Genomic DNA, 14,911 nt, shown 5'->3' on the forward strand with positions numbered 1-14,911 from the left:
TCCAATTATGCTTAATTTTTAAAATGCTAATCGGCCGGTTTTATTTAATTCAAGTATCACGGCCCGTTCTATATGTTTATTTTCAACTTGTCCAATATTATCATTTGTGGCTAATATGGATGATAATAAAGCTATATTTCTAATGTTTGCTCCGGTTAAATCAGACCGTTTAGCCAGATGTTCAAAATCAATTTCGTCGGATAATATCAGCTGTTCAGGCCAGATTTTCTGCCACATTTTGTTGCGTAATGCTTCATCTGGATAAGTAAAACGGGTAATAAAGGTAAAGCGACGGTTAAACGCGCTGTCCAAATGACTGCGGTTATTGGTGGCTAAAATGACTAATCCCGGATAATTTTCCAGCCGTTGTAATAAATAAGAAACTTCAATATTAGCATGTCTGTCTTGGGCATCTTTGGTTTCACTGCGTTTACCAAATAAAGCATCCGCTTCATCGAAAAATAGCACGCCGGAATCCGCTTCGGCCAGATCGAAAATACGAGAGATATTTTTTTCCGTCTCACCGATATATTTATTTACCACGGTAGAGAGGTCCACTTTAATTAAATCAACCCCAAGATGACCGGCAATCACCTCAGCGGCCATTGTTTTACCGGTACCCGATTCTCCGTAAAATAACGCGCTAATGCCGGTACCGTAGCTGATTTTTTCCTGAAATCCAGCGCTTAGAATTTGGTCACGGTAATGAATGGCCGCAATGATTTCTTTTAACTGTTGCGCCAATGTATCTGAAACCACTAAATCATTAAAATTGCGTTTTGGGGTGATTCGTTGGGCTAATTTACCGAAATTCTGTTGAGCGCGAAAACTTAATGCTTTACGCAGATCTGTTTCTTTTATTTGATCTTCTGGTTGTCGAATCATTTGATATTGATGCGCTTCTTCAAGAATGAGCGGTAATGTTTCCGCGGTAAAGGAGAAACGTTGACAGAGCTGAGTAATATTGATTTCCTGAGCGATATTCTCCGGTAAACTTGCTTTTAGCATTGTTTTTCTCTCTGCTAAAGTTGCTACTGGCATATCAATTTGCACTATTGGTAAATGTTTAAGCCAGACTAATGTATCTCCCGGTTCTGTCAGGCAAATTATTTTTAATTTCGGCTGGTTCAGTAAAACAGATAATTCATGATGTAATCTTCTCTTTTCCTCTGTAAGTAAAGAAAAATTACGGATGAGTAAACAAGCATCGTGTAACCGAATTTCCCGTATTGCGCCCGTAAGTATGGATATTGTGACACTATTTTCTTCGTCGAGCAGATGGGCTAAATCCAGGACTAAGGTATGAATACCATGAGATGCCATAATATTGTTGACCGCTAACTCTCTGGCGCTGTCCTGTTTTCCTCTGAGTATGACTAATGGGTGTATTTCATCGGTGTCATTCAATAATATCTTTTCAAGAGAAGAATAAAGAGTTTGCGGATACCAATTATGTGAGGCTGGAATACGCCAGTTAGCACAGATTATTAATGGCGGTAGGATAACTCGTTGTCCCGATAGAAAGTGCCATACTGCGTTGTGAGTTAAGAATTGTGTCTGTAGCCAAATAGATTCTTCTTGGTTATTGAGCCGTAATAGTTGGTTACTAATTAACGGTGTTTGTGGCAGAAAACTATTTTGCAGTAATTGTCGATCACTTTGACATTGGTTGAATAATTCAATCGCTAAAGCAAAACTGGGCCACTGTTTTTTACTGTTACCATTTAGAGCGGCAAATAACGCATGATAACGGCTGTCAAAATGGGGTAATAAACCTAACAGTAAAACATCACGTTCAAATTCAGTTAGTTCAAAACGTTCGACTAATAATGATAATGCATCAAGGTCAGGGCTTTTCTCGATTTCTGGGTAGCGAATAGGATTATTTACTTTAGTTAGCCAATGAGGAATACCCTGTGGTGATATTAAACACTGTTCTACTTCATCTTCGGTCAGTAAAAAACTTTCCGGTAATAAATCGTACTGGTCTCCCTTTTGATAATAGTATTGCTGTAATAGCAGATCGATACGTTCCAAATGGGGATAAATCCAGTGTAATTCTGTCACGCTACAGGGGTTATTTGTCAGTAGGTAGTCCATATAAACCTTCTAAATATTTTTCCAATTAATCTTTAAAGGGCGATCCAGCCAGGGAAGCTTAGCGATATTTAATGGCCACGGCCAATCGGTTAATAGCACATCAAACGGCTGATGCTCTACCATGATTTTGATTTCCTGTTCATTTATCAGCAATTCACCCGGTCGTTGTAAAAACAACTGACGAGCGTCATTGCGGGTTAACTTTTTCCAGCCGGGAAGTTGGCTAATAATGGCATTTAGCCATTGATCTATTATCAACTGTTTTTCTGGTTCAACAGGCGCTAATTCAATAGGTTTGTTAACCATTAATCCGCACAGAACGTTATTCAATATATTTTGCTCTGTCTGTATTTCTTCGTTTCCCCAAATTAGATAGTTAAGGAAGTTAATTGCGCTAAATTGGGCTTGACGATGAATAAATTTTTGCTCTTCAAGTAAGCCCAGTTGATTAAATAATGCGGGTAGCATCGGCCATAAAATCAATATTCCGGCGTTATTCACCTGATATAAAAGAATTTGTCTGGATAATAAAGTTGATTCAGGAGGTACTTTTCTGATAGTTCGGAATTGGCTACATTTATTATCTTTAACAGATAGATTATTTGATGCTGGTGATATTTTATGGTTTTTTGATATTAATTCTTGATTTGTTGAATGTTGATATTTATGAATATTTTGAATGTCAACGTGAGTAAAGGCTAATTTCTTACTAGATTTATTTTTATCTGCATGGTCTGAAATAAAATGTTCAGGTAAATATTGCTCTTCCTGAATATTGATGCTGTCATGATTGGTAATAATTGATTTTTTACCAAGTATATCTTTATCCGTATGATTTGAAAAATAATGCTCAAGTAAATATTGATCTTCCTGAGTATTAATGTTGTCATGATTAGTAATAATTGATTTCTTACCGAGTATATCTTTATCCGTATGATTAGTGACAATTAATTTTTCACTGAGTATATCTTTATTCATATGATTTGAAATAAAATGCTCAGATAAATATTGATATTCTTTAGCTGATAGATATTTTTTACTGAATCTTGCAACAGTAATAGTTTGCCATAACTGTTTTAACCAATTATTTAATGGAATATTGTGAGTGATAATCTGACGAAATAACCTAATAACAGATGTTGCATTAAGTGTACCATTATCTAATTCAGTGGTGAGATGTGATAGCACTTTCGCATCCAGTTTAGGTATCTCCTGTGTATGATTTAGCTGTATATATTGCAACGCATTGAGTATTAGTTGTCCGGGGGAGGCAGGCTCCCCCAAATATTGTGATCTGTTTATCCTTTCGGATAGTTTGTGGTTAATAGCGCTTAATAAAGTGGGTTGCTTGAGCGCTAATAACCGTTGTAGACTTGGTTCAGATAAACAGCTTTTTGCTAAAAATAAAGCTAATTTATCTTCTATTCCAGCTAATTGATTAACTAATTCTTGGATATTGATGTCAATATTTTGATGATGAGTTTTCATCTCTATTGAATTCAATGCGGAATTCTTTTGATTTAAATAATGAATGAAATCTTCAACATTAATTGAATTTTTGACATATAATAAAGAAGGTTTGTTGGTTATTTTTTGCGATTTTGATTCTATTAGGGGTGTTTTTTTCTCCTGATGATTAATTTGATAATGGCTTAATGCTTTATTTAGTGCAGTATTAAGCTTTACAGGGAATAGTGAATTAAAATTATGTAAACTTATTTCGCCAAGATCCAGAGTTAATGTTTCTAAATAGATATCCTGATTGATGGGATATTGAGTAAAGAATGTATTAAATAATTTATTGATATCAACTTGATTAAGCTGGGAGCCATGTAATACTTTTTTAGCTATCTGTTGATTATTAGCGTCAATAGTAATAATAATTCTGTTTAACAGATTTGGTTCCCAAGGCATATTTAATATCTCATTGTTAATTGATAGATATGGAAATATAAGCAGGTTTATATAGGAATAATATTATCCTGATTAATCGGTCTATTTTTTCATAATATATCTCATATAATGTACATTTGTTGTAAGACCTTTATCTACACCTAATGTATAGATATTAAAAAGTCTTCCATCCCATCCTGAAATTAAATTAAGAGGAGCACTAGTTGTATTTAATCTAGGTGTTCCATTATCCCCATCACACCATGCCCAGCCATTAGGTAAACCACCATCACTATAAAACGGCACAATTGTTCCAGGTGGGATAATTAGGTCTGAGAGTGCTGATGCAATTGATTGTATATCAATGCTTACGCCATCACTGTCTACTTTAATACCACTACCAGGCTTAGCTTTTACAGAGACGCCATTACTATCAACGTGAATACCATTGCTGGCCTTAACATCTAATCCTCCTCCAACTGTTACCCCCCAACCAAGATTCACAGAGATTCCTGTGGGATCAACTCTAATTGTGTTATCTTTGGATTTTACAGAGACACCATTCCAATCAGCAGTAATACCATTGCCGGCCTTAACATCTAATCCATCACCTATTTTTATTCCCCAACCAAGTCTTACAGATATCCCTGTAGATTCGACGTTTATTGTATTATCTTTGGCTTTTACAGCGACACCATTACTATCAACATTAATACCGTTACCTGCTTTAACTTTTACACCTTCGTTAACTATTTCAATCCCGTCATGATTATCCACTTCAAGTTTATCGTTATTAATCCACAACCCCCTGCCGGTATTTACCGCTAATCCACCAGCGTCAGTCAGTAGGCTTTTATCTTTGATTTTTACAGCGACACCACTACCATCAACATTAATGCCATTATTTGCCTTAATTTTTACACCGTCTGAACCCAGGCTTAATCCACTTACACCACTCCAACCATTACCGGTATTACCCCCTGCTAATTTTAAATAAAGACCAGAACCGTCAGTGACTGTAATACCACCGTTCGGCCAACATTTAACAGCTATACCGCTCGAATCAACGGAAATACCGCCGGTAGGGTTAGTTTTCACTGATAATCCATGATTATTATCCAGTTCCAGTCCTGAATTTGGATTGTCCGTCTGATCCGGTGCTTTACCTACTGCCCGGCGACCGATATCAGCAATATCAATCAGGTCTGAATAATCGGTTTGTAGGGGAATACTGCCTTCTTTAAAACGATTTTTTAGTTCATCTGCTGAAGGTCCTATTGATTTAGGATTGGTATTTTCTGTATTGGATTGCGAAGTAGACAGATTATGTTTTTTTTCCATTTTAATGACCTTGTATATAATATTGAATTATTCTGTTTTAAATATCCTGTCAACATTGCCGTATAATGAAATGGCAATCAGGGAGAATATTTTATTTAACTCTGAAATCGATATTATTCAACTAATCTATTTTTGCTATTATGTTTACTCAAATGCAGTATTAATTTAAATTTTTGGTACATATAGTAACTGATTATCTTCTATTACCTTTTCGTTCCATTCAGTTCCAGAGTCGCCAATAACCTCTTTACGCTGCTGTTCGGTGGCAATGCGCATATTACCTGTACCCGTTGCCGTTGAAGGTAGACGTCCTAACGTTAAGGTTTCTAAAATATTATAGGCTTCATCACCCAAGGGAGCGCCATTGTTCTGCCAACGCTTATAAGTACTGGCAAAATTTTTGAAATGTTCTGGTGATAGCCAGTGGAAAATCATGGAAAGATGAGCGGGAAATTCAGCTAAGATCTCTGTTTTTACCCATGCCTCTAGTTTATAGGGATCGACCTTATCATTCTCAATAAGTTGACGATTAATCACTACACTGACTATAAATGAAAAACGATCAGCCAACGCGTATTTTTCATTGGAAAAATACCAACGATAGCGCCATGCATCTTCTGGTTTCGGGAAATCATATTGTTGGCCGGATATTTTTTTAAGTAATATTCGGCCTTGAATACTATCGAACTTCACTACCTGTGCTTTAAGTTCATAACCGGCGGGAGAATCACTGTTAGCTAATATTGTTGTCGGCGGCCTATCGGGGGTAATGACATATTTCAGGGTGATTTCATCATGTTCTTCGATCATGGCAGGGAAGGGACTTTGGGTGCTGGAGGTGATCCAGCGTTCATCTTCTGTTCCCGTTTGATATGTCTCACTGGCATAAACCAGTTGATAATCCATATCTTCCATCCAGACCGGGCTATTACACCAGCGTAAATTATCTTGTTCAAACGCGGTTTTCACACGGTCTAAATTACGCTCTAGATCAGTGCTATTACGGGTGTCAAGCGAGAAGGCGTCTCCTGTAATATCGGTGATCATTTGGCCCCGTAATGTGAATTTTCTGTCGCCCTCAATAATAATCAGATTAATCACTTGACCATGCAATAATTGGCCTGCCGTTCCTTTCTGGGTAATGACTAATTGATGATTTTTAGCATTGGTTTCACTGTTTATTGCCAGATTATCGGGCTTTTGCTCACTATCGAATTTTTTGTCAGGCTTTATCGGTAATAGCTGACGATGTTCAATCAGATAGAAAGGCAAATTAGCCAAGTTGGGGTTGTCTTTAAAACACTCTCCACCTAAGCCAATACGGGCGGCAATCCGTTTTTGCAGCGCTGACACTTTATCAATACGAATATTATTACGCTGGTAGGTCAATTCAGGTTGTTGCGCCAAATAACCGCGCTGAGTAGAGAGAAAATCTAATGAATCCAGAGTGAGTGGTCTGGCCGCGCGATGGGTACCAAAATATTCCAATAAGTCATTCAGGATTGATAATTCTTTTGCATAATTTTGTGGATGGATACCGTTACCATTATTAATAATAATTTGGGAGTCATCATTTAGTTGTTTGATTAAATCAGGCATGATTTCCTGATGGACTTTCTGACCGACAGTATTGGCTTTAAAAGGCCATTGTATACCGTATACCGCATTTCCCCGTTGTTTAAAGGCTAGTAATTTCGGTAAAAGGTCGAGTTCGGCGCAGCCGTTAGCCAGCATCTGTTCAAACGGCAACATAAATTGGTGCAAGTGTACTTGCTGTTGAGTCTCGGCGTAGGTCTGTAATCCATAGCAGGCGGGTAATTTATTGCTGACTGGATAGTAATCCAAAACTTTACGATGTTTGCCCCAGTTTAATAATTCAGCCTGTGTCTCAATCAATGGCTCAGCAATAATTTTGCTCGCTATATCTTGTTTAGAAACAGCGACTTTTACTCCACCTTTGGCGGTAATAATGAGTGGGCTTGACGGTGAGGAAATTAAGCCTAAGGGATCGTTACCCCATAGCCTGGGATAATATCCCTGAGTGATTGTCCAGGACCAATTATCGTCCGCCAGCGGAGAAATGTTTTCATCGTGTTGGCCTAATGCTAATCGGGTAATACTTTGTATCCCTGGGATAGCCAATAAACGATTAGCCAAATGGCTGAGCTTTAATTCTGTCGGCTTGGTGTAATCTTTGGCTGCCGGTAATGCGGGTATCCAGCCGTGATGTAAATAAGGTCCCGCGAATATTTCTTCATTGCTGTAGCCTGATTCTTTCATGGCTTGAGTGGTATAACGTAACGGTGTTGCCAGTACCGTCTGTGCGGTTGTCATATAGACTTTGGCGAAGATGTCAGCAATATCTCTCACATCATCATCCAGCTCAATATTAAGCTGCAACAGGAAATCCGTGGGTTGTAGCCAGATAATTTTACTGACGGATTCCCCTAGATTACGGTTGTTTTTTAAGAAAGCCGTCAGACTTTGCTGCGTCAATGTCTTATTGATCTCAGTTTCCCGACTAGGAAGTAGATAAAGCCAGTAATTGCCTCTCAGCGTTAACTGTTGACTATCTGGCGTCTGAATGAAACTGTATTCACGTTTTTCTTTGTTATACCAGTACTGATAGCGTTCATTTTCAGGTTCACGAACTAGCTGTACATCGTTAAAGAAAAAATAATCTGCATTGTTGTCGTTATTGTTATCGCTACTATGCAAATCCAGTAAGGCGCGGCGATAATCTTCTGCGGTAATCGGGCCACAGGTCAGCATTTGTTGCGGGCCGAATTCCTGTGGAAAAATGCCATCGTCCGGTGTCTGTTCTTGTTTTTCCGGGGTAAGCAGATCACGCAGGGGCAGCGAATGGCGATAGGCCAGATCAGATGCACCGTAACAACAAGCTTCTAATAAGGTAATACCGGGATCATTTTCTGCTGTATTGCTCCAGAGTTGCCCGGACTGTTGCTCAACTACCGTCTTGGCTTGAGTGAGTAAGGTCTCAAAGGCGATATCGTCTTTAACGATGGAAAACAGGGCATCTTGATTATTCACTGTCTGCTCCTTTATTAGCGAAACTCTTTTCTGACCAAACTAAAATCAGTATTTCATTATCAGCGGCCTCTACGCTGTCACCGACTGCGCCTGCGGTTTGGGACGATTTTTTCAACGTTAAATTGGTGACTCGTTCAACTAAAGGTGACTGCTGAATCGTAGCTAATAACGGATAGTAATCGATGCGGTTGCCGGTTGTTACGCCGATAGCGCTATCTTCTGCCCACGGCATATATTTTCGGCTGAGTTCCTGCTGTAACTGATGACGGCCGTAGTCGGGATTAACCCCTGTGACAAACACCAGTTGATAGCTGATCAGCACGTCAACGTAGGTGGGGTTGTCGATTTTGAGGGTGGTCCACGGACTGCTGAGTTGACTTATCCAGTGGACCATTTCCGCCAGTCGGGCCGGGTTCAGGATCGGGCGCAGTGCATCATCGTTGTCTTTGTAACGACTGTCAGGGATTACAATCAGTTGTTGCGTTTCTGGGGCCGGGATTTTGGTTAATTCATTGGCGGAAGGGTATTTGACATCAAATATACTCGTAAAATTCTCTTTCAGTAGCGTGACAATGTTATTCCAACTTAAAGCACGGTTACGATGGGACAACCGAGGTGGAATTCGCGTGAGAAACGCGGGTTCTGTTTCTTTCGGACGCCCATTCCAGGAAGCCCAAGGTTGCGTCACACGGCTAATGGCGGCGGATGTGCTGACTGTCTGCTTAATACTGTCGGCAACCAAGCCATTGATAAAGTGATCATTTTCAATGCTTTCTGGGTTGATTAATGTGGCGGTGGTGGCGTTGTATAGTATGCCTTGCATTCTTGGGTAATCTTGAGGGGCGGTCTGCTGAGTTATCTCTGTTTTCAGCCAGTATCGTCCTGCCGGCATCAAGGCTGCTTGATTTGACGCATCCTGTGGCAATAATGTACTCCATATCCCCCGGTCAAACAGATTATGAGTTTGATCATGAACCAGTTGATTTAATGGCTGCCAGGTGTTTTGTTGATTCAGATAAGACCAAGATAACGTGAGTTCTTGAGTACCGACCAATTGCCAGTATAGGGATAAGGTTTGTCCCGGTAACACGTTGGTGAAGCCCAAATAGAGTGTGTCATTGGCGAATGAAGGGAGTTCTGCGTTTGGGTTTCCCCAACCAAAAGGCGTCAGGGGATAAACGGTGTATTGCTCAGTTTTTACTTTAGCGTTGAATATGATTTGCAACGCACTGATTTGTGGGGTGTAGGGTAAATTTTTACCGGTCGGATCTTGCCAGTATTGGGTGTGCATAAAATCTTGTTCAGTCAATTCTATGCGCACTGACGCAGGCCAGTCATTGGGTGATGGGCTATCAGTAACGGAATAGTCCATTGCCGGTAAGGTAAAACTCAGGCTTTGCCCTTGAGGTGCATCGGTTCCGCCAAATAATGATGGGGTGCCAATGAGCTGCTTTCTTTCCTGAGATGTGACTAAATAGCCTTGGACTTTAAACGCGCTATTATCAGGTTCAGGGCTGTACCCTTTATACCACGCTTTAAAACTCTTGGTGGGCAGGCCAACCCATTGCGGCGTCAGGGTAAGCGTCGCGTTTTCAGAACCGTACCATTCAGGGGCGATCAGATTAAAGCCGGAACCCAACGAGGGAAATTGGCCGAAGGGGAAACTGGTTTTATCTGTTTGTTCAGTTCCGCCATCGGAAGCATAGCGCACACTGCGGTTACCGTTAATCTTGATTTCAACGCCGGTAATTTTGGGCAGTGTGGGTTGCTGAGTTGTGCCTAATGTTAATACTGGCACGTCGAATGTCATGCCATCAAGGTTATCTGGCGGGCTGATAGGATCAGCCGTGGATGATAATCCCAGTTCAATATTCTTTTTGTCGATAAGTTTTACCGACAACGATAACCAGTGATCTTCTGCACTGATTTTAGCGGTGAGATGTTCAGCTTGACCTGCCCAATCGTTTTCCAGCGTCAATGTGATGTGACGTTCTCCAGCGGACATAGCAAATAAAGATGAAGTAATCAGATAACCGGATAGCACCGCCACATCATTGGCTGTTGGGCTAAAAAGTTGAATGCCGTTTTCGGGTAATGCCATGTTATCCGAAAGGCTAAAGGGGATTGCCGATTGCCAGCCATCCTTATCTTTTCGGTACCAACACAGGTCGGTCAGTGCCCCTTGATTCGCCAATAAATCCGCGTCTGACGCATACTGTAACGAATTACCGGCGCTATCTTGCCCGGCATCAAACAGCGTGCCTTGTGCTACCAGAAATTCTGCGTTATCCGTATTCAGGGTAACGCTGATGGCAACGCTATCCGCTTGGGCGTTTTTGGGGTTTAGTCCCAGTAATTCTCGATAATAAAGATCACGGTGTCGCGCTGGGAAAGTGTTTAATAAGCGTTTGGTTGTTTCCAGTAGTTTTAAAAAAGCCAATATAAACGCCTGATGTGGCGGTAAAAGGCCATTGGCTTGATTAACATTTCGGTAAATATCAGCTAATTGCTGAGGATTATTTGCCTGAATAAAGTAAAAACTGTCCCAGAACTGTTTTTTATCTTGATCGAAAGGAATGATGGCGGCGTATTTTTTAAGCCAGTTTAAAATATCCAGCGTACTTCTTTCATCAAGTTTAAAAGCAGTATTTGGCACGATAGCGGAGAGTTTATTATCTAACTCGGCTTGTCCCATATTTATATCACCTGTTATTTAAAAATAAGGTTGAAAAGGTTATTTATCCGACATTGACGATATATTGGCTGGCAATAAAACGACCTTTTCCCATACTCGGCGTTGCCACATCCGGGCCACTCGATGGATTATTTGCCGGTTGTGTCGGGGTAAAACGGGCAGTAAATTGCTGACCGACAATTATCACCGTGGCGGGGCTGCGGCAAAAGTTTGCCTGTTGGCTGGCATCCAATTGAGCAATGGTGACCATTCCCATACCGGGTATTGGGTGGCTCGGAGTAATATATTGCGCTTGAAATTGGACCTTTTTTTCGTCACCCACAATGGCGATCTTTTTGCCTTGGATCTGGGCGTGCCCACTGCCTCTAATGGTTGCCGGTCCCAGAAGGGTGACTTGCCGGTTGCCGAATAACGGTTCAAATAGCAGATTGTCGCCATCCACCACACATTGTTTACTCATAGGTTCACCCACACCTGGCCTTCGCTGACCTCAAGGATGCCATCAATTTGTTGGTTGATTTCGCTGCCTCTCAGGGCGTAAGTCACCTGAACATGCAGGGTATTGGGTAAGTCTGTTCTTTGATTTACCTGAATCATCGTGATTTGCGTGCGCGGTTCATAGCGCAGTACCCGTTCTTCAATTCGAGTTTGGATTTCTGCTATCAGTGCATCATTAATATTGGCAAACAGATAATCATTCAGGCCACAACCGTAATCTTCACGCATAATGCGTTCACCGGGTTCAGTGAGAAAAAGAATTTTCATGCTTTGGCGAACATTCTCTGCACCTGATGCCATTTGGACTCCGGTAGGTATTTCTGGATGCGTATTATCTTTAATAAAAAACTGTGGTGGAAAAGCCCAACCCCGGCCATAAATATCGGCTAATATGTTGTCTGTCATTTTGCTGTCCTATTATTGTGTTAAGTTAATTTTCGCACCTTTAATATCGACGCCGGACTTTCCAGTGGCTGACAGGGATTTTTCAGCCTGTAGGTTAATTTCCTGGGCTTTGGTGATAATATTCTTCGCTGAATTTATCGTAATATCTTTATCCTGTTGCAGTGATAACGCATGTTTTCCGCTATTAAGGGCGGCGATTTTATCTTGATGATTGAACACTAATGCTTGCTGATTATCCCCTTGTTTAATGACCAGGGTTTTTATTGGATTTTTTTCACTGGGTTCTATTGGTGTTTTATTTTTCGGGTTGTGCATAGCGCCTAATATCACCGGGAAGCGGGGATCGCATTCAAAGAAACCGATAATCACCTCATCCCCCGGTTCCGGGTAGAAACAGAACCCGCTTTCATGACTGGCATAAGGTTTACCCAGTCGGGCAAAAAGCACGCTGTTGGTTAAGTTTAACGCCGGTATCCTGACCGGAATTCTGTCCAGTGACTGCTTGTCTTGTTGGTATTTTTCCACAATCCCCACGTGCAGCTCTTTAACCTGTGGGACCGCCGGTTCTGTCTCCGGCAACAGGCCCAGAGTTAACCGGGTGCGCCAGCCTTGTCGCTGATTGATGGTCTGACTGACGCCGGTGATAACGCTTTTACCATCCATTGCCTGACCAAAGCCGCTTAACATCAGAACATCCCCCGGTTGATAGCGGCTATTCCCTGCAACTTCAACATTGCCGGAGACGTTATGACTGCGTAGGTTATTCATCATGCCTTGAGCAAGGTATTTGGCTTGTTCATTATCTTGCGGATAGCTAAAAACCCATTGCCATGTCTGATCAGTTAAGGTTGCCAGACTGTCTGGCGCGAGTTGACCACTGCCAAGCCGACTGTTTTTTGCCTGAGTGGCTTGAGACAGTTTTTGTTGTGCGATATCCCAGGATTGTATGCTCACCGTTTTGGGGCTGTGCCGGTTATCCCATTGCAGATCTGCCTCAAACAGCACAGTGTCTTGATCGCTGGCACGTTGTTTAATGGTGTGCACGGTTGATTGATTAAGTGATTCTGGCGTCGTCAGCGTGACCGTCTCGTTACCGGGTAATAACCAGATATTGGTAGCGGCCAGCCGGTTTTTTAAGAATTTCCAGTCATGGCAGCGAAACTGGACCATCTGCTCATGTTCAGTTTTAAGCTGAGGTGCCTGTTTTATCGTGACCGGTATACCCGCCTGACTGAATAGTTTTCTGATAATGGCTTCGTCACTTTGTTGGCTGAATAGCTGTGAATGGAAATGGTCAGTGAGTTTTTGCAGTGGATGTTTCGCTGTTAGGGTAACCAGACTGTCCTGACCTTTGAACTTAAGCGCCTGCCGAACAATGATCCCCTTAAACAACACGGTTTTTTGCAGTTGCACGATCAGTTCTTGATTGGGCCGACAGCTTGTGAGTTCAGCTTGCGCTTTAGCGGCAAAAATCGCGTTGGCGTCACCGGCTACGCTAAGCGTGATATTGGCTGTGGGGATACCGTTGATTTGGTGGTTTACGGTCAGACTAATGACAGAAAATTGGCTGAGGGTTTTTCCCGCTATTTTAACCTCTATCGCCGGTATCTTCATGCGTCCCCCTGTGCCTGTAGCGTTTGCCCCGGGGTGAAATCATCAAGATTATCCAGATTGTTTTGCCAGGCGAGGGTGAGGTAATCAATGCCGCCAGCCAGAGAAGCCCCGGCGCCTAAGGCGATTAACGGCAGAGAGAGCATATCGGTCACGCTGACTGCGGTGATCGGCGGTGATTTTAACTGCTGTTCCGTGGCTTGAATAACAAAGCTTTCGTCTGCGATCAGCGATAAAGTCGCGCTGGCTCGCAGCGGGGTGGCGTCCCGATCAAACAGGGTGTAATTGATGGTGAGATCACTGGCCCGGCAAGCGAAATAACCTTTGTTTTCCCAACGCATTTTGCCCCATTTGATTTTGAGGAAGTGGGGCACGTTGGTGCTGGCATCCACCGTACACAGGGCTTTCAGGGTTGCGAGTTGGGTTTCTACCGGGATAGTGTTGCCCGGCATAGTGGCGTCAAATAGCAGGACTAACGTCAAACCGGCGGGTTGTGATAGCACATAGCGGCTGCTTTGGCTGGTATTGTTAACGCTTGCATCCTGTTGGTAGCGGGTTTGATAATCGAGCTGAATCCCATCAGGGTTATACATCGCCTGTAAGCTGCCTACGGAGATTTTCCCCTCCCGGTCTTTAAAGGCGGTCAGGGTGAGTTTGGACAGGCTGCGTTCAATTAAGCTCATGATAGCCTCCTGTTTCACGCAACGCCTCTAACACTTCCCGTTTGACTATCTCGATCAGGCGGGCGTTATCCAGCGTCTCTTGGGCTAATGTCTGTGATGTGATGGGATTACTCTCGGAATCAGTCACTTTAGCTCGAATAATCAGCTCCTTAATTTCGACGGTCATATTTTCACTCCTAACCAGCGCATATCTTGATAACGCAACTCAAGTGAATTCACCAAAACGGCGTTGCTATTGGCGTCAAAGTCGCCGGTGGACCAGCGCACCGGTAGCGCGTTGCTTAATGTCCAACTTGCCACGGGTAATGAATTTTCATTCAGTAACATAATCACGACATCGGCATAGACCGCTTTTTCGCCACGCAGGACACGATCAAACACCAGTGTGAGGGGTGTCACTGTCATCACGCCACGCTCTAACATCAGACTGCCATGTTGGATTTTTTCGGCCAGCCAGGTATTTCTGGCGTTTTCCCCGCCCTGGCTGTGTTGGCTAGTTTGCAACTCACGGCTCAGGCCCGATATCCGTTGAAAGGCGATATCCAGCGGGCTGGGAATGTTGTTAAAAAGAAAACTGGCGATAAAACGGTGCGACACTGCCGGGGTGTAGAGGTTGTTCATATTTTGCCTCTGT

At 42.3% G+C, this 14,911-nt stretch carries 11 protein-coding genes; all 11 read right to left on the reverse strand.

All coding sequences use genetic code 11. The features are described 5' to 3' along the window. Positions 1–18 precede the first annotated feature (18 nt). Positions 19–2,100: an ATP-binding protein gene (locus VY86_RS15930; protein WP_046975691.1), complete on the reverse strand. Its 2,082-nt coding sequence runs from the start codon at positions 2,098–2,100 to the stop codon at positions 19–21. Between the two features lie 9 nt (positions 2,101–2,109). Next, entirely contained in the window at positions 2,110–4,014 is a 1,905-nt protein-coding gene (locus tag VY86_RS15935; protein WP_046975692.1) for a contractile injection system tape measure protein, read from the reverse strand. Positions 4,015–4,095: 81 nt separating this feature from the next. Then, positions 4,096–5,334, reverse strand: coding sequence for a hypothetical protein (locus tag VY86_RS22665; RefSeq protein WP_052760858.1), 1,239 nt, complete (start codon positions 5,332–5,334; stop codon positions 4,096–4,098). A 165-nt stretch (positions 5,335–5,499) separates the two neighbouring features. Then, entirely contained in the window at positions 5,500–8,385 is a 2,886-nt protein-coding gene (locus tag VY86_RS15945) for a hypothetical protein (RefSeq protein WP_046975693.1), read from the reverse strand. Continuing rightward, entirely contained in the window at positions 8,378–11,080 is a 2,703-nt protein-coding gene (locus VY86_RS15950) for a baseplate J/gp47 family protein (RefSeq protein WP_046975694.1), read from the reverse strand. The genes VY86_RS15945 and VY86_RS15950 overlap by 8 nt, the downstream gene beginning before the upstream one ends. Positions 11,081–11,123: 43 nt before the next feature. After that, positions 11,124–11,540, reverse strand: coding sequence for a hypothetical protein (locus VY86_RS15955; protein ID WP_046975695.1), 417 nt, complete (start codon positions 11,538–11,540; stop codon positions 11,124–11,126). Further along, positions 11,537–11,983 carry a GPW/gp25 family protein gene (locus VY86_RS15960; protein ID WP_046975696.1) on the reverse strand — a complete coding sequence of 149 codons (447 nt, stop codon included), beginning with the start codon at positions 11,981–11,983 and terminating at the stop codon, positions 11,537–11,539. The genes VY86_RS15955 and VY86_RS15960 overlap by 4 nt, the downstream gene beginning before the upstream one ends. 12 nt (positions 11,984–11,995) lie before the next feature. Beyond that, the gene (locus VY86_RS15965; RefSeq protein ID WP_046975697.1) at positions 11,996–13,597 is read right to left on the reverse strand and encodes a phage baseplate assembly protein V; all 1,602 of its coding nucleotides are present in this window, start codon (positions 13,595–13,597) and stop codon (positions 11,996–11,998) included. Beyond that, the gene (locus VY86_RS15970) at positions 13,594–14,277 is read right to left on the reverse strand and encodes a CIS tube protein (protein ID WP_046975698.1); all 684 of its coding nucleotides are present in this window, start codon (positions 14,275–14,277) and stop codon (positions 13,594–13,596) included. The genes VY86_RS15965 and VY86_RS15970 overlap by 4 nt, the downstream gene beginning before the upstream one ends. Beyond that, positions 14,264–14,443, reverse strand: a complete 180-nt coding sequence (locus tag VY86_RS15975; protein WP_046975699.1) for a DUF5908 family protein — start codon at positions 14,441–14,443, stop codon at positions 14,264–14,266. The genes VY86_RS15970 and VY86_RS15975 overlap by 14 nt, the downstream gene beginning before the upstream one ends. After that, positions 14,440–14,898, reverse strand: a complete 459-nt coding sequence (locus VY86_RS15980) for a phage tail protein (protein ID WP_046975700.1) — start codon at positions 14,896–14,898, stop codon at positions 14,440–14,442. The genes VY86_RS15975 and VY86_RS15980 overlap by 4 nt, the downstream gene beginning before the upstream one ends. Positions 14,899–14,911: the final 13 nt, after the last annotated feature.

Origin of the sequence: Photorhabdus thracensis, assembly GCF_001010285.1 — a bacterium.
Taxonomy (GTDB): Bacteria; Pseudomonadota; Gammaproteobacteria; order Enterobacterales; family Enterobacteriaceae; genus Photorhabdus; species Photorhabdus temperata.

Coding starts and splice junctions, on each gene's coding strand:
- VY86_RS15930 (WP_046975691.1), bottom strand. CDS start 2,100: ATGGACTACCTACTGACAAATAACCCCTGTAGCGTGACAGAATTACAC.
- VY86_RS15935 (WP_046975692.1), bottom strand. CDS start 4,014: ATGCCTTGGGAACCAAATCTGTTAAACAGAATTATTATTACTATTGAC.
- VY86_RS22665 (WP_052760858.1), bottom strand. CDS start 5,334: ATGGAAAAAAAACATAATCTGTCTACTTCGCAATCCAATACAGAAAAT.
- VY86_RS15950 (WP_046975694.1), bottom strand. CDS start 11,080: ATGGGACAAGCCGAGTTAGATAATAAACTCTCCGCTATCGTGCCAAAT.
- VY86_RS15955 (WP_046975695.1), bottom strand. CDS start 11,540: ATGAGTAAACAATGTGTGGTGGATGGCGACAATCTGCTATTTGAACCG.
- VY86_RS15960 (WP_046975696.1), bottom strand. CDS start 11,983: ATGACAGACAACATATTAGCCGATATTTATGGCCGGGGTTGGGCTTTT.
- VY86_RS15965 (WP_046975697.1), bottom strand. CDS start 13,597: ATGAAGATACCGGCGATAGAGGTTAAAATAGCGGGAAAAACCCTCAGC.
- VY86_RS15970 (WP_046975698.1), bottom strand. CDS start 14,277: ATGAGCTTAATTGAACGCAGCCTGTCCAAACTCACCCTGACCGCCTTT.
- VY86_RS15975 (WP_046975699.1), bottom strand. CDS start 14,443: ATGACCGTCGAAATTAAGGAGCTGATTATTCGAGCTAAAGTGACTGAT.
- VY86_RS15980 (WP_046975700.1), bottom strand. CDS start 14,898: ATGAACAACCTCTACACCCCGGCAGTGTCGCACCGTTTTATCGCCAGT.